Origin of the sequence: Thermosipho africanus Ob7 (assembly GCF_003351105.1) — a bacterium.
GTDB lineage: Bacteria > Thermotogota > Thermotogae > Thermotogales > Fervidobacteriaceae > Thermosipho > Thermosipho africanus.
The window spans coordinates 423,460-447,506 of sequence record NZ_NKRG01000001.1 but is presented as its reverse complement, the minus strand read 5'-3'; the positions used below and the strand labels follow the sequence as shown (position 1 = coordinate 447,506).

Here is a 24,047-nt window from a genome sequence, read left to right as displayed (position 1 = left end):
CCTCTAACCTATTTTACCATTTAAGTATTCTTCTGTTAATTTATTTTTTGGATTTCTTACAACTTCAGAGGTTTCTCCAAATTCAATAAGTTCTCCTTTAAACATAAATGCAATGTAATCTGATATTCTAATTGCTTGTGCTATATTATGTGTCACTATAACAATTGTATACTTTTCTGATAATCTTTCCAAAAGCGATTCTATTCTTTGTGTTGCTATTGGATCAAGTGCAGATGTTGGCTCATCTAAAAGTAATACTCCAGGTTCAATAGCTAGAGATCTTGCAATACACAACCTTTGCTGTTGCCCTCCTGAAAGCGAATAAGCATTTTTATCAAGTTCATGCTTTACCTCATCCCATAGTGCTGCTTCTTTTAAAGTCTTTTCAACAATTTTATTTATTTTACTTTTATCTTTTACCCCATGGATTTTTAATCCAAAAGCTATGTTTTCATAAATGCTCATTGGAAACGGAACAGGCCTTTGAAAGACCATACCAACTTTCTTTCTCAAAACTGTTAAATCATCTACATCTTTATAAACGTCTTTTCCATCAATTAAAAGTGATCCTTCAACTTTAAATCCTGGAATTTCATCATTTATCCTATTTATACTCCTTAAAAGAGTTGATTTTCCACAACCTGAAGGTCCTATTATCGCAGTAATTTTATTTATATAAACTGGAAAAGTCACATTATTAACAACCTTTTTTTCTCCATAATATGCTCCAAAATTTTTAAATTCAATTATTTCCATTACTAATACCTCCTATTTTATAAGCAATCAAGTAAATAACCAAAATCAAAATTAGAAGAAATGCTGCTGTTCCACTTGTCATCCACATTGATTCTTTTCCATATGCAGAAATTAGATAGTATATATGAGTTGGCAATGTCATTACTGGAGAAAAAATATTTTTTGGCATACTAGTAGCATAAAAAACAGATCCTGTTACCAACACTGGTGCAGTTTCTCCTAAAGTTCGCCCAAGTCCTAATAAAACACCCGTAGTAATTCTTGATTTTGATGCTTTTAATAACACTTTAAAAATAGTTTCGTTTCTTTTTGCACCTAATGCATATGCAGATTCTTTAAGTTCTTTTGGTAAACTTGCCATAGCTTCTTTTGTTGAATTTGAAATTATTGGTAAAGTCATTATAGAAAGTGTAAGAGATGCTGACAATATTGAAGTTCCAAATCCCAAAGCAATTGAAAACATAGCATATCCAAATAAACCATAAACTATAGATGGCATTCCACTTAACCCAGTAACTGCTAATTCTACTATTTTTGATATCTTCTTATCTTTATACTCTGCTAAAAATATGCCAGTAAAAATTCCTAACGGAACTGAAAAAATAACACTTGTAATAATAATATAAATACTGCCAACTATTGCTGGAAATATTCCACCTTGCCTCATGCCATTTTCTGGATACTTTGTAAAAAAATCTAAAGAAAAATATTTTATTCCATTTGCTAAAACTTCTATAATTATAAACACAATAAAAACTACTACTATATATGACAAAATCTTTAAGATAATTTTTGCAAATTTATCCATATGTTTTCCAGCTCCTTAACTTTGATAAATAAGTTAAACATAAAGAAATTACTAATAAAATTAAACCAGCTAGGAATAATGAATGATAATGCATACTTCCGACTCCAGCCTCACCAATTTCACTAGCTATAGCTGCCGTTAAAGGTTTTATAGGATCAAAAAATGAAGTTGGAATCATTGCTGCTCCTCCTCCAACCAATAAAACCACCATTGTTTCTCCTATTATCCTATTAATTGTTAAAATTGTTGAGTTAATTAATCCAGAACGTGATGCCAAAGTTGTAATTTTTAATGTAGTAATAAATTTAGAAACTCCTAAAGAAAGTGAACTTTCAATTAATTCTTTTGGAACACTATCTAAAGAATCTGTCATAAGCGAAACAGAATAAGGAAGTGAAAGCAAAGAAAGGCCAATAACTGCTAGAAGAAAATTCTCAGTAGACCATACACCAAAATTCAAAAATATTGGCGAAATATAAAATACCAAAAACATTCCAATTATAACAGATGGAATTCCAGACAAAATACTAATAATAAATTTAATGAATCTCTTTTCAAAACCATTTGAATAAGTATGAAGATAAAATGCTATAAAATAACCAATTGGAATAGTAATAATTGATGAAACTAATGTTACAAGTAAAGTATCAGCAATTAGTGCTAACATACCAAATTCAGGAGGATCATATGTTGGATACCAATAAACGCTCATCAACGGTTTTAACTTTAGTTCAACAATTGCTGGCAATGCTTCTTTAAATATAAATACTATCAAGAGAAAAAGCGCTGTGATGGACAACAGCGCAAAAAAGTATATTAAAAACATCTGAAAATAATACTTAAAAGTCCTCATTTATTTACCCCCTAAAATCCATATGCAGAAACATATCCTGCTTTTTCTACTAAATCTTGTCCTTTTTTAGAAACTGCAAAATTAACATATTTCTTTATGAGATCATCAACTAGGTATCCGTTTGATGCATCAACAAACATGTACAATGGCCTTGAAATTGGATAGGTTCCTTCTAAAATATTTCTTTTAGTTGGTAATACACCATCAACTTTTAAAACTTTAACATCTTCTGTAACATATCCAATTCCAGTATAAGCAATTGCATATGGATTATTTTTTACAGATTCAATTTCAAATTGAGTACTTTCAACCATCCTAACCCATGGAGCCATTTTTTCCTTATTCAAAACTTTATTTTCGAATGTTTCAAAAGTTCCAGATGCCGTATTTCTTGAATAAATTACTATTTGCTTTTTAGGTAAATTTGGATCAACTTGACTCCAGTATCTTATTTTTCCAGTGTATATATCTTTCAAAGTATCTATTGATATATTTTCTATTCCAAGATTTTTATTTACAATTACTGCTATACCGTCATAACCAACAATAATAGGTACAAAATATTTTTTCATACTATGCATTTTTTCAATTTCACTTTCTTTTAACCATCTACTTGAATTTGCAATATCTGCTGTCTCGTTAAAGAGGGCTGCAATCCCAGTCGATGAACCTGCTCCTTCAAGTGTTATCTCCATATCTGGATACATCTTTTTTAACTCTTCTATCCAAAGTTGAGCAACTGGGAAAATAGTGTTTGAACCCTTGATTACCAAAGTTCTTGAAAATGCGAAAAACACCAACAATAACGCAAAAATGACAAAAATCTTTCTCATAAGAAACACCTCCTGGTTTTTGGTCTCCAGGAGTATTATCTAAAATATACATTTTACTTTTTTTTAGAAATATTAAGAAATGTTAAGAGATAAAGGAGAGATTTATTAAGGATGGTATAAAAAGTAAATGAAAGCCTATAAATACTGCTGAACTTTCCTAAAGTTAAAGTGCAAATAAATACCAAAAGTTTAAATTGCTCATACATAAGCATTCAATTATTTTCTGTATTTGCAACTAAAACTGTAGCAATGTAAATTGCTATAAAAAGTTAAAAATCAAAATCATAAGTACCACTTTCTTAACATTTTTTGAATTTTTTCAAAACCTTTATATGGGGGATATTTTACGTTAATTTCAAACTTTCCTCTAAAAAATACCGGTTTAAAGTGTGAAAATGTTTCAAAACTATATCTACCATGATACCTTCCTATTCCGCTTGTTTTTATTCCACCAAAAGGAAAACTTTCTGGGACAAAATGAGAAATTGTGTCATTTACACTTATCCCACCAGCTTGAATTTTATTAATAACATTTTTAACAAAAGCTTTGTTATTCGAAAATACATAAAGAGACAAAGGATATGGATTTTTACTAATTATTTCAAATATATCTTTTTCATCTTTAAATGTAATTATAGGCAAAATAGGACCAAATATTTCTTCACTCATTAATGAATCGTTTATTTTCACATCATCTACAATAGTAGGTTCAAACTTTCTTTCATATACTTTCCCTCCAAAAATTACTCTTCCTTTTGTATTATTTAAAAAATTTTTTAGTCTTTTTACATGCCTGTCATTAATTATACAAGCCATCTTACTTTGAAAATCTTCGAAATATTTAATTAACCTTTCAACTAGTTGCTCCTTAATACTTTCTTCAACTATTAAGTAATCAGGAGAAATACATGTTTGCCCTGCATTTAATAATTTTCCCCAAGCAATTCTTTTAGCTGAAAGTTCTAAATCACAAGTTGAATCTACAATAGTTGGATTTTTTCCCCCAAGCTCAAGTGTTACTGGAATTAGCCTTTCAGATGCTTTTTTCATTACATATTTTCCAACACCTGGACTCCCCGTAAAAAATATATAATCAAAATCTTGATCTAAAAGTTTTTTAGAAATTTCTGCATCTCCTGTAACTACTTTTATATAATCTTCTGAAAAATACTTTGTTATCATTTTTTCTAAAACTTTAGTAACATTTTCTGAATATTCAGAAGGTTTTAAAACAGCACAATTTCCAGCTGCAATAGCTCCAACTAAAGGAGTTAGGGTTAAATTTACAGGATAATTCCAAGGCGAAATAATTAAAGTTACACCGTATGGTTCAGGAATTAAAAAACCTTTTCCAGATTTATTCTCAATACCAACTTTTACTCTTTTAGGTTTTGAAAGTTTTTTTAAATTCTTAATAAAATATTTTATTTCTCTATAAACAATAAATATTTCTGTCAAAAAAGATTCCTCTTTTGATTTATTTAAATCAAGAAAAAGAGCACTATATAAATCTTCTTCAAACTCTTCCAATGCATGTTTTAAAATTTTTAATTGATTAATCCTAAACTCTAAATCATATGTTTTTCCAGTACTGAAAAATTCTTTTAAAGAATTTATCAACTGTTCCACTCCTTTCTTAGCAAACCCATAACAATTACATTATAATATTTACCATTTCTAAATATCTCCTCTCTTAAAGCCCCTTCTATTTTAAATCCTACTTTTTCATAACTTCTTATTGCTCTTTCATTGAATGAAAATACCTCTAACTTTACTTTATTAATATTCATTTCGTTAAAAATAAAATTGACTAATACTCTCATAGCATCTGTTCCATATCCTTTATTCCAATATGGTTTTCCCAAAAAAATACCAACTTCAGCAACTGAGTTTTTCCAATCAACTTTGTTTATACCACAACCTCCAATGTATTTCCCATCTTCAATCCTTTCAATAGCAAAAGAATATTCTCCTCTTCCAAATGGGTTTAAACTGTTATACCATTTTTCTTCATCATCAACCCTTAATGGAAACGGAATTCCAGGGATCAAATATTTTTTAACCTCTGGATCATTTACAAATTTCCTTGCTATTTCCAAGTCATTTTTTTCATACGCCCTTAACCTAACTAATTTTCCATTGTACATTTTAATCCCCCCTTCTTTCTTAACTTAATTATATCAAAAAGAAAGAATAAAAAAGATAATTAACTGTAAATTGCTTTCAAAAAGACACAAACAGTTTATTCTAATTTTGGTTCATAATATAAATTGTTTATAATATAAATAGTTTATATATTAAACCATATTAGGAGGTGCTATTTTGAATAAAGAAGATATCTTGAAAACAATCTTCTCACTAGTAGTAAATTTTGTCAATTTTTTTCATTCAAACAAAGTATTTTCAAAAATGACTACAAATGAATTTTATGTATTTGTTTTTATTGCCTTAAATAACAACGTTACAATGAAAGAATGTTCTCAAAAACTAAATCTTTCAAAAAGTACTATAACAGTCATTATTGACAAATTAGAACAAGAAAATCTTGTCAAAAGAATAAGGTCTAGAAAAGACAGAAGAAAAATATTCTTAATTTTAACAAAAAAAGGCGAAAACATTTTTAATAAATTTTTGGAAGATTTTAATAAAATTGTCGACTATACCATTTCTAAAATTCCTGATAATGAACTTCAAATTATTAACAAAGGCTTTGAATACTTTATTAAAAATTTAGGAGGTGAGAAAGAATGATATTTATTACTGGTGGTTCAGGACATTTAGGAAATGTTCTTATCCGAAAGCTTTTAAAAATGGATGAACAAGTTGTAACACTTGTTCATCCAAGTGACAAATGTGAAAGTTTGAGAGGATTAAATGTAAAAATAGTAAAAGGTGATGTAAGAGATTATACACTAGTTGAAAAACTATCAAAAGATGCTGACATAATTATTCATCTTGCTGCACTTATATCAATACTTCCCTGGAAGAAAAAAGCTGTTTACTCAGTAAATATAGACGGGACTAAAAACATACTAAAAGTTTGTAAAAAGTTAAATAAAAAACTAATTTATATTAGCTCAGTTCACGCATTTGAAGAGCCAAAGCCTGGAACTGTTATAGATGAAAACACTAATATCGATCCTTCAAAAACTTCTGGAGTATATGGCAAATCAAAAGCATTTGCAGCACTTGAAGTTCTTAACGCAATAAAATCAGGTTTAGACATTACCACCGTATGCCCAACTGGTATTATTGGTCCATTTGATTTTAAACCATCTGAAATGGGAATAATGTTTTTAAAATATTTAACAAACAAACTCAAATACATTATTGATGGAAGTTTTGATTTTGTAGATGTAAGAGACGTTGCAGATGGAATTATTAAACTTATTTACCTTGATAAAAGAGCTAATTTTTATATACTTTCAAACAAAACTTTTAAAATGACTGAACTTATACATCTTTTAAATGAAATCACCGGGAAAAACATAAAACCAAAAGTTATAAATACAAACTTTGCATATTTTTTATCATTATTTTCAACAACTTTTGGATATCTTGTAAATAAAAAACCACTATTTACTCCTTACTCAATACATACGTTAACAAGAAACTATACATTTTCACATAAAAAAGCTACAAAAGAAATAAATTATAATCCAAGAGATATAAAAATAACTCTTTATGATACATTGGAATGGCTTTCAAATTACTTTTTAAAAGAGAAATTAATAAATCCTCTCAATTTGCACTCTATCAAGTAAATTTAAAACATCGGCCTTTTTACATAACTCGGTTCCAGGAGTCATAACTGCCGCATTTCCTGCTGCATTTGCCCACTTAAAAGCTTCATATCTACCTTTATCTCTCATTAAAACATAAGCTGCTAAAAATGAATCTCCGGCCCCTACTGCACTATTTACTGGAACATCAATAGGTTTAGCAAAATATCCTTCATCATTTGCCAATAATAAAGCTCCTTTGGATCCTAAAGTTAGTAATATTTCTTTAAGATTATACTCCAAAATTAATTTCTTACCTTGTTCTATAAAATCTTCAAACTTTTCTATTTTCTTACCTACAAGCCTTTCGAACTCATGTTGATTAGGTTTTATTACATCAGGACCACCCAATAACCCTGATTTTAACTTTTCACCATCTGCATCAAAATAAACATATACTCCCCATTGTTTTAAAGCAAAAATTATTCCTGTGTAAAAATCAGGTGAAACACCAGTTGGAAGGCTTCCAGAAATTACAATAATATCTTCTTTTCTAACTATAGCATTTAAAACTTCTAAAACTGTTTCTAGCTTTTTTCTCGAAACTTTTTTAGTTGGAACGCTTATTCTAAACTGTCCACTATTTGTTTCTAAAATAATATTTGTTCTTGTTTCTACACTAACCCTTATCGTCGTATATATAACGCCTTCCATATCAAGCATTTCTTCAATTTTTCTTCCAGTATCACCACCTAAAAGAGAAATAGCTACTGAAATCCCACCAAGCTCTTTAATAACCCTTGATACATCTATTCCTTTTCCTGCAGGATAATCCACTACTTTTTTTGCTCTGATTGTGTCATCAAGCTTTAAATCATCTACATAAATATACCTATCAAGGCACGGATTCATTGTAAGTGTAAATATCATATATATTACCTCCTTTAATCTTTTAATTAATTTTAACATAAAAAATAAAAAAAGGTGCCTGGCATTTTACAGGCACCTTTTCAATATATACACTCTTTAAATTACCAATCCACCATCTATACCAATTACTTGCCCTGTAATATATGAAGATTCATCTGAAGCTAAGAATAAATAGAGATTTGCAACTTCTTCAGGTTCACCCATTCTCTTTAATGGAATTTTTTCATTCAAAGCGTTAATTATTTTTTCAGGAACTTTTTCAGTCATAGGAGTTTTTATAAATCCTGGAGCAACGGCATTTACTCTAATTTGGGCACCTTTTCTTGCAAGCTCTTTTGCCCAAGTTTTAGTCATACCAATTACACCTGCTTTTGTTGCGGAATAATTTGTCTGACCTATATTTCCAAAAACCCCAACAATTGAAGATGTATTAATAATACTTCCTTTACCTGCTTTAATCATAAAAGGTGCAACTGCTTGCGTCATATTAAATACACCTTTTAGATTAACATTAATTACTGCATCCCAATCTTCTTCCTTCATTTTTAACAAAAGAGCATCCCTCGTTATTCCTGCATTATTTACTAAAACGTCAATTTTACCATATTTACTAGCAACTTCTTCAACAACCTCATTTATTCTCTTTCTATCTGTAACATCCAAAACATAAGTATCAATAACTCCAGGACCAGGATTATCTTCTTTTAATACTTTTAAATTTTCTTCGGACATATCACACGCAATTATTGTAGCACCTTCTTTTGAAAATAACAATGCAGCTGCCTTTCCTATCCCACTTGCTGCTCCGGTTATAATACAAACTTTATCTTTCAATCTCATATAAAAACCCCCTTTTTGTAGATAAAATTAGACTCATTTAACTTTTACATTTATAATTATACTATTATTATTGCATTTTAACAACCTTTATTAAAAAATAATTTTTAAAATAAAAAGAAATAAAAAAACTAATATTGAAAATGTAAAAAAATATGTATCAATTTTCTTCCATTTTAAAACATAATAACTACTTCTTTCAAAAACTCCATATTTTCTAGCTTGAAGTGCTATTGAAATTTCTTCTGCCTTTCTGATTGCAGAGATTAGCAATGGTATAATTATAGCCACGATACCCTGAACTTTATACCTTATCCCAGGTTGATCGAACTTTGCCCCTCTTGCAATTTGAGCTTTAATAATCCTATCAACTTCATCAAATAGAATTGGTATAAATCTAAAAGAAATAGTCATGATCATACTAAAGTCTTCTCTATATCTTTTTTTCACACCAAAGTATTTCAATAAATCAGCCAAACCTCTGGCAATAAGTAGCGGAGAAGTTGTGTATGTAAGAAACGATGCAAACAAAACTACAAAAATTAATCTCAATGCAATAAAAGCCGCAGTTTCAATACCACTTACAAAATACTGTATAACAGTTGCAAAAGCTATTAAAAACAACATATTCTTAACTGATCTAAGATAGATCTTTATTGAAATCTTTGACAACTTTACTATTACCATAAACAAAAGAAATAACCATATATAATCATATAAACTACTAACTGACAAAACTGTTGCTATAAAAAGAAATGAAGATACAATTTTTGATCTTGGATCTAGAGAATGAATAACTGAGTCTGTAGGAACATACCTTCCAAAAGCAAATTTCATAACTTACCCCCTGTTAAAAAATATGGAATTTCAAAAATAATGGAGCCAAAATTAAAGAAATTACAGACATAATTTTTATAAGTATATCCAAACTTGGTCCTACTGTGTCTTTTAAAGGATCTCCTACTGTATCACCTATAACTAATGCACTATGTTCATTACTACCTTTTATAGCTCCAGGAATTTTACCTTGTTCGAGATGTTTTTTAGCATTATCCCAAGCGCCACCAGCATTTGCAGTAAATAACGCTAACATTATACCACTTAAAGTAGTTCCTACCAACACTCCTCCAACAAATTCTGTACCTAAGAAAAACCCTGAAACTATTGGTGTAAATACTGCAATAAAAACTGGCTTAGACATTTGTTTTATAGCACCTGATGCACTAATTCTTATACATTTTTCATAATCAGGTTTTTGAGTCCCTTTTAAAATCCCTGGCTTTTCTTTAACTTGATTTCTAATTTCATCAACCATTAAAGCAGCCGTCTTTACTACCGATTCTATTAAAATCCCACTAAACATGTATGGAAGTGCAGCACCTATTATTGCTCCAGATAGTGTTTTTGCATTTATTATATTCAAATTAAGAAAATCAAATATATTTTTCACTGACATCCCTGGTGAAGTCTGTGAAAAAACATAAGATGCAAATAAAGATAATGCTGCAAGTGCTGCAGAACCAATTGCAAAACCTTTTCCAATTGCAGCAGTAGTATTACCAACCATATCAAGTTTATCAGTTATTTCCCTAACTTCTGGTTCAAGTTTTGCCATTTCACTTATTCCACCTGCATTATCTGCAATAGGGCCGTATGAATCAACAGAAACAGATGTTGCAACAAATGACAGCATACCAATTGAAGCCATTGCTACTCCATATAAACCTGAAAAATAATCGGCTAATAAGATTGAAATAAACAAAAATATAGAAGGAATAAAGACACTTTTCATTCCTAATGCCATGCCACTACTAATTACTATTGCTGTTCCTTCTTTTGATTTATAACTTAACTCTCTAGTTGGTCTAAACTCATCAGATGTATAATATTCTGCAAGAAGACCAATAATAATACCTGAAAAGATCCCCAAAATTGAAGAAACATAAGGTGAAAATTTTCCAAATCTAAACCCAAATTTTTCAAGACCATCTACATTTTCAAAAAATATATTTGTCATTAAAAAATTCCCAGCCAGACTTAAAAAAGCTGATAACATAAGTGCAGTATTCAAATCTTTGTGTGGCTTTCCAGAGCCTTTTTTAAATATTATATAATAAATACCTATAATACTTCCTATTAAACCTATTATTGTATACAAAAAAGGATAAAAAATTAACTTTTTTGCAGTTTCATAATATATCCCACCAGAAAGTGCAAAGATATATGAAGCTAAAACTATCGCTGAAAGTATAGATCCTACATAACTTTCAAGTAAATCTGCACCAAGTCCTGCAACATCTCCAACGTTATCTCCAACGTTATCTGCAATTGTTGCAGGGTTTCTTGGATCATCTTCAGGAAGTTTTAATTCAGTTTTTCCAACCAAATCTGCCGCCATATCTGCTGCCTTTGTATACACACCTCCACCTACCCTATCAAACATTGCAATTATTGAGCAGCCCAAAGAATACCCAGAAACTGTCATTGCAAACGGAATAAAATTTATACCAAGATAATTTTCCACAATTACCAAATATTCTTTTTTTAACTGATATCCAAAAATTAAAAAAACTAATCCCAATCCAAGGAGAGCAAATGAACTTACAGAAAGCCCCATAACTGAACCACCATGAAAAGCTACTTTTAATGTCTTATCTATGTCTTTTGTTACACGAGCAGTGTTTGAAACTCTTACATTTGCACGCGTTGCTATTTTCATACCAATATAACCTGCTATGGAACTCATTAGAGCACCTATTAAGAATGAAACTGAAACATACCATTCAGTCAATAATCCAAGGATTATTGCAATTGGAAGAGATATTTTAAAAACAACTTTGTATTCATGAGAAATAAATGCATCAGCACCTTCTCTAATAGCTTTTGCTATTTCTATCATTTCCTTAGTACCTTCTGGCTTTTTTGTTACACTCCAAAAGTTTAACAAAGCAAGAAATACACCGACAATAGGTAATAATAAATATATAAACATATCATCACCCCCTCAATTTTTGTGAAAATTCTAACTTAAATTTATAATGTAAAAGTTCTTTAAACATTTTATTATCACCTTTTGTTAACAGAATTATAACATTTTTTTGTTCCAAAAACATGCAAAAGTATTTCCAATTTGTTAAAAAATATGATATAATGTTTCAAGAAGATATCAGTTAACATTTAAAATCGAGAGGAGGTTAATTTTATGGGAAAGAGAAGGATCATGGTTATTGATGATCAGCCTGAGATATTAGAACTTATTAGCTTTACACTTGAAAAAGAAGGATATGAGGTTGTTCCTGTTGAAGATGCCGAAAAAGCTTTAGAAGAAATAAAAGACAAAGAAATTGATATGTTTTTAGTTGATATTATGTTACCTGGAATGGATGGATTTGAATTTGTCAGAAATATTAGAAGTCAAGAAAAATATAAATCTACACCTGTAATTTTTCTAAGTGCTAAAGGTGAAGAATTCGACAAAGTATTAGGTTTGGAACTTGGCGCAGATGATTATATAACTAAACCATTTAGTATAAGAGAATTACTCGCCCGTATAAAAGCAGTCTTTAGAAGAATGCAACTTTCTACTCAAGTTAAAGAAGAAAAACCTAAAAAAATTGTTGCCAAAGATCTCGAAATAGATGTGGACAAATATGAAGTTAAAATTAAAGGTAAAAAAGTAAACCTTACTCCTCTTGAATTCGATCTTTTAAGATTTTTAGCTGAAAATGAGGGTAAAGTTTTCTCAAGAAATGTACTACTCGATAAATTATGGGGTTATGACTACTTTGGCGATACAAGAACAGTTGATGTACATATAAGAAGACTTAGAACAAAAATAGAAGAAGATCCTTCTAATCCAAAATATATTGTAACTGTTAGAGGGAAAGGGTACAAGTTTAGAGATCCTGGAAAGGAAGAATAATGACATGTTTCTTGAAGTTTCAACAATACTTATAACAATAATCTTATTAATAATAATTGCCTATTTTAGAAAAAAATTATCAAAAATGAAAATTTACAGAGAAGCTTTAAATAAATTAGCACAGTTAATAGAGGAGGAAAAAGATTCTCCTCCTCTTTATATTGCAGAAAAAATAAGAAAAAAAATTACAAAACTTGAGGAAGAAAATTATGACCTTGAATTATCTTTAAAAAACCATTTAACCATACTCAATAACATAGTTGATCCTATTATAATTACTAAAAAGGATGGAACTATTACTTTCGCCAATAATGAAGCACGTAAAATTACTAGACCCGGGATTGAAGAAAGGAAAGTTTATGAAGTTTTTGAAGATTATTATGTCAATCAAATGTTTGATGAAACCATTAATAATAAAAGCTTAACTTCTGGAGAAATAAACATATTTGTTAATGGTGAAAAAAAATATTATGAAGTGAAAATTGTACCTGTTACCTTAGAACAAAATAATGAAAGGTTTATTATAGTATTGCATGATGTAACACAAGAACGCGTACTTGAAAATGTTAGAAAAGAATTCATATCCAATGTATCACATGAGCTTAGAACACCTCTTACTTCTATACATGGTTATGCTGAAGCTTTACTTGAAGATGATCTCGAAGATAAAGAATTAATCAGAAAGTTCCTATCAATTATAGAATCTGAGGCTGCAAGAATGACCAGGCTTATAAACGATCTTTTAGATCTAGAAAAACTTGAATCAGGAAACACACAATTTGTTTTCGAAAAAATAAATTTTACCGAAGTTTTAGAACATGTTAGAAATATAATTGAGCCGCTTGCAAAAGATTATCAAGTAGAAGTTGAATTTGTTTATCCTGACGAGTTATATTTAGTTGGTGACAAGGACAGGTTAACTCAAATGACATTAAATTTAGTTGATAATGCAATCAAATATACTTCATTAAAAGAAAAAGGCAAAAAGAAAGTTACTGTTGAAGCTTGGAAAGAAAATAACTCTATTAAATTGGTAGTGAAAGATACAGGTGTTGGTATTCCCGAAAAAGCTCAAAAGAAATTATTTGAAAGATTTTATAGAGTTGACAAAGCAAGGAGTAGAAAAATGGGTGGAACAGGTTTAGGACTTTCAATCGTTAAAACAATAGTTGAAAAACACAATGGAGTCATTGAATTTACAAGTAAAGAAGGTGTTGGAACAAAATTTGTAGTCACACTACCAATCAACAGGGAGGAAGATAACAATGAGACCGTATGATGTAATTTTAAAAAAACGTAATGGTGGTAAATTAACAAAAGAAGAAATTGAATATATGATAATGGGTTATGTAAATGGGGAAATTCCGGATTATCAAATGTCAGCTTTTTTAATGGCAATATACTTTAGACATCTTGACAAAGACGAAAGAGCTATTTTTACTGAGATAATGGCAAAATCCGGTGATATGCTTGATCTTTCTCCAATAAAGGGAGTTAAAGTTGACAAACATTCAACTGGTGGTGTTGGTGATAAAACAACATTGGTTGTTGCACCGATTGTAGCATCGTTAGGAATTCCTGTTGCAAAAATGTCAGGGAGAGCGTTAGGTCACACAGGTGGAACCATTGACAAACTAGAATCAATTCCAGGTTTTAAAACTTCATTAAGTCTTGAAAAATTCTTTGAAAATGTAAATAAATATAAAATTGCGGTTGTAGGACAAACTGCAAATTTAGCACCTGCAGATAAGAAAATATATGCTCTGCGTGACGCTACTGCAACTGTCGATGAAATATCGTTGATCGCATCAAGTATTATGAGCAAAAAACTTGCGGGGGGTGCTGATGCCTTTGTTTTAGACGTAAAAGTAGGTAGTGGAGCTTTTATGAAGGACATTAGTTCGGCAAAAGAACTTGCAAGCGCAATGGTCGAAATAGCAAAATCTCATAACAAAACTGCTGTTGCAGTTTTAACAAATATGGATGAACCACTCGGAACCTTTGCAGGGAATTCTCTTGAAGTATTAGAAGCAATTAATACTTTAAAAGGGCAAGGTGATGAAAAATTTAGAACTCTTTGCTTAACACTTTCTGCCTGGATGTGCCATTTAGCTGGCCTTGGATCATATGAAAAATGTTTTGAGCTTTCTAAAGAAGCTCTAGAAACGGGCAAAGCACTTGAAAAATTTAGAGAGTTTGTTAAAGCACAAGAAGGAAATGAAATGGTTGTAGAATCTCCTGAAAAGATATTACCGATCTCCAATAAAATAGTTGAATTCAAAGCATCCGAGGATGGATATATTTCAAGCATTGATACTGAAAAAGTTGGAATTGCCTGTAATTACTTAGGTGCGGGTAGAGTCAAAAAAGAAGATAATATTGATCATTCTGTTGGATTAGAATTCTTGAAAAAAATTGGCGACAAAGTAAAAAATGGAGATACACTGGTAAGGCTTTATGTAAGTGAAAAAAGTAATATTGATGAAGCTATGAACTTACTCAAACAAGCTTACAATATATCTTCTACAAAAACAAATCCTTTGGAAATTATTTTAGACATAGTAAAGTGAGGTGTCTCTTTGAAAAAGTTAATTCTTATTCTTCAAATTTTTATTTTTAGCGGGCTATTTTTCGCTAATTCCTTGTTGTTTCAAAACAAAGCTTATTTTTTCCCCGACAAATGGATTGATGAAAAAATTTTAAAAGATATTGGATTTAAATATGTTAAAAATGAAAAAATCTTTATGGTATTTAATGATGATCTTTTTATTGGAAAAGATGGTACATTTACCATAAATTTTGATGGTGAGTATAAAAATGCTTTTAAGATAGAAAATAACGAACTTTATTTAAATATTGACTTCTTAAAAGAATATCTAAATCTTTCGGTTATTAAAAAGGACAATCTCTTTATATATTATGATACTTTACCATTACTAAAAAGTGTCGAATTTAAAGATAATAATCTAACATTTTTCTTTTCTAAAGAAATAACAAAAGAGTTTATTAATCTATTGGTTGACAACAGAGATTTGACAATAGAATTAAAACCGATTAATGGTAATCCTGTGATAATAGGTAATGTTAGTTTTCAAAAAAATGAAAATTCATTCTTATTTTTCATTTTAAACAATAGGCTTAAACCTGTACCAATTATTTCTTTTCAAAAAAATATTGTCAAAATTGTTCTTAATTTTACTGAAGAAGATAGAAAAACGTTAAAGGATGGACTTGAATGGGAAAGAAAAATTGAAGTTTTTAATGAAAAAAAATATTTAATAAATTATCTACACATAGATCCAAAAAAAGTAGAAATACTTCCAATCATTTCAAGCAATGGCATAGGCACCAGACAAGACTTGAGAGAAATGCTTAAAAACAATAATTGCATTGCAGGTATAAATGCAAACTATTTTGATCCATCTACTAATATACCAATTGACTTAGTTATAAAAGATGGTAAACTTTTATCGGACAAATACGGATTGAGGCCTGTATTTATAGTAACATATTCAAACGAAGTATTTATAAAAAGAATTAACTTAGAGGTAAATATTTATCTTGATGATCTTCTATTTCTCGTAAAGGGTGTAAATACAAATGCAAAGGGTGAAGTTTTGCTATATACAGATGAATATGCATTAAAAATTCCTAAAGATGACGATAAAAATTATTTTGTAATATCCAACAATCAAATAATTTCAAAAGAATACGTTGAAAAAGTCCCAAAAGACTCGATGGTTCTTTTAATAACAAAAAAGTACGATAAATATCTTAAAAATATAGAAGTGGGTTCAAAGGTGAATTTAACAATTAATTCTGATTTTCCATTCCCTATTAAGCATGCAATAGGTGCCGGCCCTTTGCTAATCGAAAATGGGAAAAAATTAATAGACAGTGACGAAGAAAAATTGAGATATGGTAATGGTCTTGCACTATCAAAGACCAGTAGAACTATTATTGCAATTACAAAGGAAGGTAAAGTTGATTTTATTGTAATTGAAGGATATAATGATTCACCTGGAATGAATTATGATATAGCAACAGAATTTTTACTTGAAAAAGGATATTTTTATGCTATGATGCTAGATGGTGGTGGATCAAGTGCTATGGTAATACAGGACGAAGTTGTAAATCAAGATGGTACTATTCAACGTGGTATACCAGTTGGATTGGGTGTAAAATAAAAAATTTGGAGGTGCCTGTTGTGGATTTAAGAACTTTTATCAGAGATATTCCTGATTTTCCAGAAAAAGGAATTATATTTAGAGATATTACACCATTGCTCAAGGATAAAGAGGCTTTTAAACATGCTATTGATATGCTCGCTGAAAAATTATCCGAAATTGATTTTGACTTAATAGTTGCCCCAGAAGCTCGTGGATTTATTTTTGGTGGTGCATTATCTTACAAATTAAATAAAGGATTTATTCCTGTAAGAAAACCTGGAAAATTACCATATGAAGTAATATCTGAAAAATATACCCTTGAATATGGAGAAGCAGAACTTCAAATGCATGTTGATAGCATAAATAAAGGACAAAAAGTTATAATTTTCGATGATGTTCTTGCAACAGGTGGTACAGCAAAAGCATTAAAAAAACTTGTTGAAAAAGCTGGTGGAGAAGTAGTTGCAATGTCATTTTTAATTGAACTTAGTTATCTTAACCCTAGAGATATATTAAAAGATGAAAATATTATATCATTAATAATCCTTTAAATAAAATTGTTAAAGATAAAGGGGTGTGTAAAATGCTAAAATTTGATTTTACAAATTTATTTAGCAATAAAGTTCCCAATAATATTACACTTGATGAAGTAAAATCATACGAAAATAAAATAAATCAAATCATAAAGGAAATAGATACTAACCGCCCTGGTTTTGTTGAAACTATTTTTTCAAGAAAATGGATAGATTCTGTTTTAGATTTAAAAGATACTATTTTTCAGTTTGATAATTTAGTAGTTCTTGGTATTGGAGGTTCAGCTTTAGGGAATATTGCTCTTCAAAATACATTGAAACCTCTTAACTGGAACTTTCTTTCTAAAGAAGAAAGAAACAGAAAGTTAAGAATTTTCGTGATAGATAATGTTGATCCGGATTTTGTTGCTTCCATTTTAGATACAATAGATATAAGAAAGACATTGTTTAATGTTATTTCAAAATCTGGAAGTACTGCTGAAGCAATGTCAAATTATCTAATTGCTCGTGGAATTATTGAAACATATGGTCTCGATCCAAAAAAACATCTTATCTTTACTACCGATCCAGAAAAAGGAGTTTTAAGAAAAATTGCTAATGAAGAAAACATAAAAACTTTAGAAATACCACAAAATGTTGGCGGCCGTTTCAGTGTTTTAACACCAGTTGGTCTTTTATCAGCATATGCAGCAGGTATAAACATAGAAGCCTTATATGATGGAGCAAAAATTGCCTATTCAAGGTTCTTAAAACCACTATTTGAAAATCCTGCAGCTTTAATAGCAATCACACACTATTTATATTACAATAAAGGAAGAAATATCTCCGTTATGATGGCTTATTCAAATAGGCTCTATCACCTTGCTGATTGGTATAGGCAGCTATGGGCAGAAAGCCTTGGGAAAAAGCTTGATAAAGATGGAAATATAGTTAATGTAGGACAAACACCTGTTAAAGCACTCGGAGCTGTTGATCAGCATTCACAGGTCCAATTGTATAACGAAGGTCCAGATGATAAAATTATTACTTTCTTAAAAACTGAAAAATTTAATAGAGATATTAAAATACCAAATGTTCATGAGGAAGAAGCTCTTTCTTACTTACAGGGAAAATACCTCTCTGAATTGTTAAATAACGAACAACTTGGAACTGAAAGTGCAATTTTAGAACATGGTAAGCCATCATTAAAAATAACATTCCCTGTTATTGATGAGGTACATGTTGGTGAATTTTTTATGCATTATGAACTTGCAACTGCAATTGCTGGTGAATTGTTTAATATAAATCCTTATGATCAACCTGGCGTTGAACTTGGTAAAAAAATAACATATGCTCTTATGGGAAGACCAGGTTATGATGACCATAAAATAAACATTGAGGAAAAAAGGATTGAATTGTAATGAATTATATTGAAATTTTATCAAATATTTTTTCTCCAATAAATATTTATGAATCAGATGACTTTGTTACTATCGTAATTGAAAATGATGAAAATCTTGAAGAAAAAATTAAAAAAACTCCTAAAAACATGTTACCCGAAAAAACTCTTAGAATTATTACCAAAGAAGAGTTAGAAAATAATGCAATTAAAGATTTAGGAGTGAAGCTAATTTGAAATTAATATTATGTGTAACTGGCAAAATTGGAACAGGAAAATCCACTGTATCAAAATTTTTTAAAGAAAAAGGTTTTGAATATATAAATATGGACGAGTTAGGAAAAATTGCCTTTGAATACGAAAAAGACAAAATCTTAGAAGTTTTTAATACATTAGAGAGAAACAAAATTAGAGATATTGTATTTCAAGATCAAAAAATGCTCAAAAAATTAGAAAAAATTTTACATCCAAAAATGTTAGAAATACTTGAACAAATGACTGCCAAAGAAAATTATTATGCAATTGAAGCAGCTATAAAAAGAAGATTAAAAATAAAATGTGATTTTACAATTACAGTAAAATGTAGTTTAGATACAATTTTAAAAAGGGTTTCTGAAAGAGGACTTTCTCAAAAAGATATAGAAAACATATTAAAAAACCAAATGGACATACTTGATGAGGGAATTATTATAAATAATGACGGAACAATCAAAGAACTTTATGAAAAACTTGAAAAAATCTATACTTTTATTATGAAAAGTGCCTCTTTTTAAAAGAGGCACTTTTTTTAATTATTTTTCATCTTTTTTAAAAATTTTTGTTTATACATAAGTTTATCTGCATATTCAATCGCTTCTAAAATGTCATTAAAACCTTCTGGAATTATAGAAATTCCCCATGAAAACTTCGTCTTGATCAAACTTTCCAACCTATTTATTACACACTTTGCATCCATAGTATTTAAAAACAAGACAAACTCGTCACCACCCCATCTAATTATAAAATCACCTTTTCTTATCAACTCTTTAATAACTAAAACAAACTCTCTTAGCAATTTATCACCTGCAAAATGTCCAAGTTTATCATTCGTCTCTTTTAAACCATCAATATCTATAAACACAATACTTGCTTTTTTGTTGGTTCTTTTAATTTCATAAAATTTTTTTTGTAAAATTTCTATTCCAGCTTTCCTTGTTAAAGCACCTGTTAATTCATCATATAACGAATTTTCCTTTACTTCTTCAAATTTTTTAACATTTCTGTAGTGAATTTCTGCAATCGTCAAAATGTATTTTAAAAGACTTTCTTCAAACTGACTGATTTTATTATAATACAATCTAAAAATTATATTATCAAGTTTGTAATCTTTATTTTTGCCGCTAATTGTCCCAAACGATGCTATTAATTTATCACTATCAAAAATCTCTACAGCATTTACTGATGGAATAATATTAAACAAAGTTCTAGCCATTTTATAAAAAAATTCTTTTTTTTCAATTGTTCCAATTATATCAATAACAGAAATCGAAAATAATGGGAATAACGCCTTTTCCTTCAATGTATCACTGGCTTCAAAAATAACATCTGAAATCTTTTCCATACTCTCACCTTATTATACAATTTTTTATTATTTTTCACTTATATTATCGTTTAAAAAGATTTATTCTTTAATTTTTCTCTGATATTAAATAATTCATCTCTTAATCTTGCCGCATCCTCATACCTTAACTCTGATGCTGCCTTATACATTTCTTCTTCAAGCAATGCAATATACTCTTCAATTGATAGAGATTCTTTTAATTCAAATATTGTTTTAATTTCTTCTTTTTCCTCATCTTCATCTGTCATAAACTGCTTAAATATCTCTTCATCAAGTGGTTTAATTATAGTTTTTGGAGTAATACCATGCTTCTTGTTATACTCAATCTGAATTTTCCTTCTTCTATTTGTTTCATCAATTGCTTTTTTCATAGCCGGTGTTATTTTATCAGCATACATAATTACTTTACCATTTATATTTCTGGCAACCCTGCCAATAATCTGTATTAATGTAGTTTCGCTTCTCAAAAATCCCTCAGTATCACTATCTAATATTGCTACTAATGAAACTTCTGGTAAATCCAATCCTTCTCTTAACAAATTTACACCAACAACTACTTCTACATCTCCTCTTCTAAGTTTTTTTAATACTTCAACACGTTCTATCGTATCAAGTTCAGAATGAATGTACAAAGCCTTAATACCCATCTCTATTAAATATTCTGCTAATTTTTCAGCAGTTTTTTTAGTAAGAACTGTAACTAATGCACGTTCGTTTCGTTTTCTTATTTTGGCAATTTCATTAACAAGATCATCTATTTGATTTTGAGTAGGTCTTACTTCAACCTCAGGATCAACAAGTCCTGTCGGCCTTATTATTTGCTCTACAACTTGCTGAGAATTATTAATTTCAAAATCGCCTGGTGTTGCTGAAACAAAAATAACATTTTTTACCTTATTCCAAAATTCCTCAAATTTCAGTGGCCTATTATCATAAGCGCATGGAAGTCTAAAACCATAATCTACCAAGTTTTTCTTTCTTGAAAAATCTCCTCTATACATTGCTCTAAGCTGGGGAATAGTTATATGTGACTCATCTATAAATACTAGATAATCATCTCCAAAATAATCTAAAAGACTGTATGGTGGATCTCCAGGATTTCTACCATCAAAATGTCTTGAATAGTTTTCTATACCTGAACAATATCCAAGTGCTGTAAGAAGTTCAATATCATTCATTGTTCTTTGTTTCAATCTTTCAGCCTCTAGGTGCTTTCCTTGCTTTTTAAAATATTCTAACTGTTCTTCTAATTCTTTTAAAATTGACTTGACTGCTCTTTTTATTTTTTCTTCTGTCGTAATAAATTCTTTTGTAGGATAGATAACTACCCTGTCAAGCTTTTCTAAAATTTTCCTGTTCAATGGATCAAAAGTATAGATCGAGTCTATTTCATCACCAAAAAGTTCAATTCTTATTCCTTCATCTTGATATCTAGGATATATTTCTATAACATCGCCTTTAACTCTAAAAGTCCCTCCAAATGCAACTTCTTCTTTCCTTTCATAACCAATTCTAGCTAAATGTGTTAAAAATCCTTCTAAATCAATCTCTTGTCCTACAGATAAAACAAAATTTAAATCACTAAAATCTTTAGGATCTCCACAATTGTATATTGCTGAAACACTTGCCACAACAATAACATCTTTCCTAGTCATTATTGACTTTATTGCACTAATTCTCATTTTTTCAATTACCTCATTAATGTCTGCATTTTTTTCAATATACAAATCTCTTGTTGGAATATATGCCTCTGGTTGATAATAATCATAGTAACTTACAAAAAATTCAACTTTATTCTCTGGAAAAAAAGATTTAAACTCAGAATATAATTGAGCAGCTAAAGTTTTATTAGGCGAAATTATAAGAGTTGGCTTGCCAACTTTCTCAATAACTTTGGCCATTGTAAATGTCTTTCCACTTCCTGTGACACCTAATAAAGTTTGTATTCTATATCCTTTTTGTAAACCTTCAACTAATTTTTTAATTGCCTCAGGTTGATCTCCTGACGGTAAAAAATCCGAATAGACCTTAAACATTATCAATCCTCCTCGGTCTTACATAAATTGTTTTATAATTACTGTACAATACAAGACCAGGTTTTAATCCTTTAGTTTTTCTAACATATTTTACTTTTGTATAGTCAACTGGAACCTTTCCTGAATTTTTACCTTTGCTATACCCAGCTGCAAGCTCTGCAGCAAATTTTATAACTTCTTCGTCTATATCCTTTCCATTGTTCTTCAACACAACATGTGATCCAGGCATTTCGTGAACATGAAACCATAAATCTTCATCATTTGCCTTACGAACAAGTTCATCATTTTGTTTGTTATTTTTCCCAATATATATTACAAACCCACTATGCTCTACCTTTCTTGGTTCTGATTTGATAACTTTTTTACTTCTACCTTTCTTATCTTTTATTAACCCCATATTTTGCATTTCAAACTTTATCTCTTCTATTTCTTCCTCACTTTCAGCATCTTCAATTGTGTACCAAATTTGATATAGGTAGTCTAGTTCGTCTTCTAATACTTTCTTTCTTTCCAGAAGACCTTTCAACTTATTTTTCATTTTATTGTATTTTTTAAAGTAATAATTTGCATTTTCAAGTGGTCCTTTATTAGAATCTAGAGGAACCTCGATATTTTCATCATTTTCCCAATCATATAAAACTATTTTGTTCATCTTTTCATCAATTTGATAAAAATAAGCCTTTAAAAGTTCTCCATATTTTTTATACAAATCGTAATTTTTGTTTTTTTCAATTTCAATATTAATCTTATCTAATGTATTTTCCAACTTGCTTATATATTTTACCAATACATCTTCCAAAGCCTTTTTCTTTTCATATATTAAGCTCTTTTTTTCATTCCAACTAAAAAACAAATTAATTGCTTCGTCAGGTTTTGAAAATTTTCTAAATTTTTCAGCTAAATGATTTAAAGAAAATGCAGAAATTTCAAATGGTTTATTATTCTCAAAATAAACATACATATTTTTCTCGCTAAATTCCTGAATAATTTCCTTCAAAATTTTTTCTAATTTATCATCCCATTTGATAACTTCATCTTCATCTATACCTGCTCTATACAACAATTCTCTAGCAGCTACTTTAGAAAATCCCTGAATATTCTTGTAAATAAATTCTAAAGCCTTTTTACTTTCATTAATAGTTTTAAGCTTTTTAATTTGATTTACATCAAGCGGATTAATTTTATTTGAACTGAAAATTTTAAATTGTTCTCCTGGAAAAATGTTTCTAAATCTATTTTTTATTCGTTTATAGGCATCCAAAATTATCCCATTTTCTACAAAAATTATATTTGAATGTTTTCCCATTATATCAATATAAATTTCATAATTATGTTTATTTCCAACATCATCAACTTTATAAACTTCAAACTTATAAGTCCTTTCCAATCCAATTTGCTCAATATTTTTTATCACACCACCTCTAACTTTACTTCTTAAATACTCAACAAAATAATGACTTTTGGTGTTTAAAGGTAAATTTCTTTTTTCAAAAGTTATATAAGAATAACTTGGATTAAGTGAAATTTTTAAATCAAAACTTTGAAAACTAAAATAGATTATCTTATTAAAGATATAAAAATTTCTAATATGTGCATTAAGCAAATATGGTTTTGAATATTCTAAAAATTGCCTCATAACAAACCCATCGTATGGCATTTTATCTACCTCC

At 29.3% G+C, this 24,047-nt stretch carries 23 protein-coding genes; 10 read left to right on the top strand and 13 right to left on the bottom strand.

The window, feature by feature from the left end:
* Window positions 1-3: 3 nt before the first annotated feature.
* The 6 genes from pstB to OB7_RS02230 form a co-directional block, all read right to left on the bottom strand.
* The gene (gene pstB / locus OB7_RS02255; RefSeq protein ID WP_114702413.1) at window positions 4-756 is read right to left on the bottom strand and encodes a phosphate ABC transporter ATP-binding protein PstB; all 753 of its coding nucleotides are present in this window, start codon (window positions 754-756) and stop codon (window positions 4-6) included.
* A complete protein-coding gene (gene pstA / locus OB7_RS02250; RefSeq protein ID WP_004103528.1) occupies window positions 743-1,564 on the bottom strand; it encodes a phosphate ABC transporter permease PstA in 822 nt (273 codons plus the stop codon). Before pstA ends, pstB begins: the two co-directional genes overlap by 14 nt.
* A complete protein-coding gene (locus OB7_RS02245; RefSeq protein WP_004103529.1) occupies window positions 1,557-2,417 on the bottom strand; it encodes a PstC family ABC transporter permease in 861 nt (286 codons plus the stop codon). The genes pstA and OB7_RS02245 overlap by 8 nt, the downstream gene beginning before the upstream one ends.
* Window positions 2,418-2,428: 11 nt before the next feature.
* Window positions 2,429-3,250, bottom strand: a complete 822-nt coding sequence (locus OB7_RS02240; protein WP_114702412.1) for a phosphate ABC transporter substrate-binding protein PstS family protein — start codon at window positions 3,248-3,250, stop codon at window positions 2,429-2,431.
* A 282-nt stretch (window positions 3,251-3,532) separates the two neighbouring features.
* Entirely contained in the window at window positions 3,533-4,879 is a 1,347-nt protein-coding gene (locus OB7_RS02235) for an aldehyde dehydrogenase family protein (protein ID WP_081578925.1), read from the bottom strand.
* Window positions 4,867-5,397: a GNAT family N-acetyltransferase gene (locus tag OB7_RS02230; RefSeq protein ID WP_004103537.1), complete on the bottom strand. Its 531-nt coding sequence runs from the start codon at window positions 5,395-5,397 to the stop codon at window positions 4,867-4,869. Before OB7_RS02230 ends, OB7_RS02235 begins: the two co-directional genes overlap by 13 nt.
* Window positions 5,398-5,572: 175 nt before the next feature.
* Here OB7_RS02230 and OB7_RS02225 point away from each other — a divergent pair, with 175 nt between their 5' ends.
* Window positions 5,573-6,001 carry a MarR family winged helix-turn-helix transcriptional regulator gene (locus OB7_RS02225; RefSeq protein ID WP_004103539.1) on the top strand — a complete coding sequence of 143 codons (429 nt, stop codon included), beginning with the start codon at window positions 5,573-5,575 and terminating at the stop codon, window positions 5,999-6,001.
* Window positions 5,998-7,014, top strand: coding sequence for an NAD-dependent epimerase/dehydratase family protein (locus OB7_RS02220; protein WP_114702411.1), 1,017 nt, complete (start codon window positions 5,998-6,000; stop codon window positions 7,012-7,014). The genes OB7_RS02225 and OB7_RS02220 overlap by 4 nt, the downstream gene beginning before the upstream one ends.
* Here OB7_RS02220 and OB7_RS02215 read toward each other — a convergent pair.
* From OB7_RS02215 to OB7_RS02200, 4 genes are all read right to left on the bottom strand, one after another.
* Complete coding sequence (locus OB7_RS02215) at window positions 6,979-7,902, bottom strand: 1-phosphofructokinase family hexose kinase (RefSeq protein WP_114702410.1); 924 nt, start codon at window positions 7,900-7,902, stop codon at window positions 6,979-6,981. The two genes, OB7_RS02220 and OB7_RS02215, sit on opposite strands and share 36 nt — an antisense overlap.
* A gap of 96 nt (window positions 7,903-7,998) precedes the next feature.
* Window positions 7,999-8,742, bottom strand: coding sequence for a 3-oxoacyl-[acyl-carrier-protein] reductase (gene fabG, locus OB7_RS02210; protein ID WP_114702409.1), 744 nt, complete (start codon window positions 8,740-8,742; stop codon window positions 7,999-8,001).
* Window positions 8,743-8,832: 90 nt separating this feature from the next.
* A complete protein-coding gene (locus OB7_RS02205) occupies window positions 8,833-9,576 on the bottom strand; it encodes an energy-coupling factor transporter transmembrane component T family protein (RefSeq protein WP_114702408.1) in 744 nt (247 codons plus the stop codon).
* A gap of 13 nt (window positions 9,577-9,589) precedes the next feature.
* Window positions 9,590-11,731, bottom strand: coding sequence for a sodium-translocating pyrophosphatase (locus OB7_RS02200; RefSeq protein WP_114702407.1), 2,142 nt, complete (start codon window positions 11,729-11,731; stop codon window positions 9,590-9,592).
* Window positions 11,732-11,941: 210 nt separating this feature from the next.
* Here OB7_RS02200 and OB7_RS02195 point away from each other — a divergent pair, with 210 nt between their 5' ends.
* The 8 genes from OB7_RS02195 to coaE are packed head-to-tail and all read left to right on the top strand — an operon-like array spanning window position 11,942 to window position 19,514.
* On the top strand, window positions 11,942-12,661 hold the full coding sequence (locus OB7_RS02195; RefSeq protein WP_004103564.1) for a response regulator transcription factor: 720 nt from the start codon (window positions 11,942-11,944) through the stop codon (window positions 12,659-12,661).
* A 4-nt stretch (window positions 12,662-12,665) separates the two neighbouring features.
* Window positions 12,666-13,940 carry a sensor histidine kinase gene (locus tag OB7_RS02190; protein WP_114702406.1) on the top strand — a complete coding sequence of 425 codons (1,275 nt, stop codon included), beginning with the start codon at window positions 12,666-12,668 and terminating at the stop codon, window positions 13,938-13,940.
* Window positions 13,927-15,231, top strand: a complete 1,305-nt coding sequence (locus OB7_RS02185) for a thymidine phosphorylase (RefSeq protein ID WP_114702405.1) — start codon at window positions 13,927-13,929, stop codon at window positions 15,229-15,231. Before OB7_RS02190 ends, OB7_RS02185 begins: the two co-directional genes overlap by 14 nt.
* A gap of 9 nt (window positions 15,232-15,240) precedes the next feature.
* Entirely contained in the window at window positions 15,241-16,848 is a 1,608-nt protein-coding gene (locus tag OB7_RS02180; RefSeq protein ID WP_012579370.1) for a phosphodiester glycosidase family protein, read from the top strand.
* A gap of 20 nt (window positions 16,849-16,868) precedes the next feature.
* Window positions 16,869-17,381, top strand: a complete 513-nt coding sequence (locus OB7_RS02175; protein ID WP_004103571.1) for an adenine phosphoribosyltransferase — start codon at window positions 16,869-16,871, stop codon at window positions 17,379-17,381.
* 32 nt (window positions 17,382-17,413) lie between these two features.
* Window positions 17,414-18,763: a glucose-6-phosphate isomerase gene (locus OB7_RS02170; protein WP_004103575.1), complete on the top strand. Its 1,350-nt coding sequence runs from the start codon at window positions 17,414-17,416 to the stop codon at window positions 18,761-18,763.
* Window positions 18,763-18,978 carry a hypothetical protein gene (locus OB7_RS02165; RefSeq protein ID WP_004103577.1) on the top strand — a complete coding sequence of 72 codons (216 nt, stop codon included), beginning with the start codon at window positions 18,763-18,765 and terminating at the stop codon, window positions 18,976-18,978. The genes OB7_RS02170 and OB7_RS02165 overlap by 1 nt, the downstream gene beginning before the upstream one ends.
* On the top strand, window positions 18,975-19,514 hold the full coding sequence (coaE, locus tag OB7_RS02160) for a dephospho-CoA kinase (protein WP_004103579.1): 540 nt from the start codon (window positions 18,975-18,977) through the stop codon (window positions 19,512-19,514). The genes OB7_RS02165 and coaE overlap by 4 nt, the downstream gene beginning before the upstream one ends.
* Before the next feature lie 14 nt (window positions 19,515-19,528).
* On the opposite strand, the gene OB7_RS02155 is transcribed toward coaE, so the two are convergent.
* The 3 genes from OB7_RS02155 to OB7_RS02145 are packed head-to-tail and all read right to left on the bottom strand — an operon-like array spanning window position 19,529 to window position 24,034.
* Window positions 19,529-20,341 (bottom strand): GGDEF domain-containing protein, encoded by an 813-nt coding sequence (locus OB7_RS02155; protein ID WP_004103581.1) that lies wholly within the window; start codon window positions 20,339-20,341, stop codon window positions 19,529-19,531.
* A 50-nt stretch (window positions 20,342-20,391) separates the two neighbouring features.
* A complete protein-coding gene (gene uvrB, locus OB7_RS02150) occupies window positions 20,392-22,377 on the bottom strand; it encodes an excinuclease ABC subunit UvrB (protein ID WP_114702404.1) in 1,986 nt (661 codons plus the stop codon).
* The gene (locus OB7_RS02145; protein ID WP_114702403.1) at window positions 22,370-24,034 is read right to left on the bottom strand and encodes an Rqc2 family fibronectin-binding protein; all 1,665 of its coding nucleotides are present in this window, start codon (window positions 24,032-24,034) and stop codon (window positions 22,370-22,372) included. Before OB7_RS02145 ends, uvrB begins: the two co-directional genes overlap by 8 nt.
* Between the last annotated feature and the right edge of the window lie 13 nt (window positions 24,035-24,047).

Bases quoted from the DNA above. Each gene is read 5' to 3' on its own strand.
- pstB (WP_114702413.1), bottom strand. From the start codon at position 756: ATGGAAATAATTGAATTTAAAAATTTTGGAGCATATTATGGAGAAAAA.
- pstA (WP_004103528.1), bottom strand. From the start codon at position 1,564: ATGGATAAATTTGCAAAAATTATCTTAAAGATTTTGTCATATATAGTA.
- OB7_RS02245 (WP_004103529.1), bottom strand. From the start codon at position 2,417: ATGAGGACTTTTAAGTATTATTTTCAGATGTTTTTAATATACTTTTTT.
- OB7_RS02240 (WP_114702412.1), bottom strand. From the start codon at position 3,250: ATGAGAAAGATTTTTGTCATTTTTGCGTTATTGTTGGTGTTTTTCGCA.
- OB7_RS02230 (WP_004103537.1), bottom strand. From the start codon at position 5,397: ATGTACAATGGAAAATTAGTTAGGTTAAGGGCGTATGAAAAAAATGAC.
- OB7_RS02220 (WP_114702411.1), top strand. From the start codon at position 5,998: ATGATATTTATTACTGGTGGTTCAGGACATTTAGGAAATGTTCTTATC.
- OB7_RS02215 (WP_114702410.1), bottom strand. From the start codon at position 7,902: ATGATATTTACACTTACAATGAATCCGTGCCTTGATAGGTATATTTAT.
- fabG (WP_114702409.1), bottom strand. From the start codon at position 8,742: ATGAGATTGAAAGATAAAGTTTGTATTATAACCGGAGCAGCAAGTGGG.
- OB7_RS02205 (WP_114702408.1), bottom strand. From the start codon at position 9,576: ATGAAATTTGCTTTTGGAAGGTATGTTCCTACAGACTCAGTTATTCAT.
- OB7_RS02200 (WP_114702407.1), bottom strand. From the start codon at position 11,731: ATGTTTATATATTTATTATTACCTATTGTCGGTGTATTTCTTGCTTTG.
- OB7_RS02195 (WP_004103564.1), top strand. From the start codon at position 11,942: ATGGGAAAGAGAAGGATCATGGTTATTGATGATCAGCCTGAGATATTA.
- OB7_RS02190 (WP_114702406.1), top strand. From the start codon at position 12,666: ATGTTTCTTGAAGTTTCAACAATACTTATAACAATAATCTTATTAATA.
- OB7_RS02185 (WP_114702405.1), top strand. From the start codon at position 13,927: ATGAGACCGTATGATGTAATTTTAAAAAAACGTAATGGTGGTAAATTA.
- OB7_RS02170 (WP_004103575.1), top strand. From the start codon at position 17,414: ATGCTAAAATTTGATTTTACAAATTTATTTAGCAATAAAGTTCCCAAT.
- OB7_RS02165 (WP_004103577.1), top strand. From the start codon at position 18,763: ATGAATTATATTGAAATTTTATCAAATATTTTTTCTCCAATAAATATT.
- OB7_RS02155 (WP_004103581.1), bottom strand. From the start codon at position 20,341: ATGGAAAAGATTTCAGATGTTATTTTTGAAGCCAGTGATACATTGAAG.
- uvrB (WP_114702404.1), bottom strand. From the start codon at position 22,377: ATGTTTAAGGTCTATTCGGATTTTTTACCGTCAGGAGATCAACCTGAG.
- OB7_RS02145 (WP_114702403.1), bottom strand. From the start codon at position 24,034: ATGCCATACGATGGGTTTGTTATGAGGCAATTTTTAGAATATTCAAAA.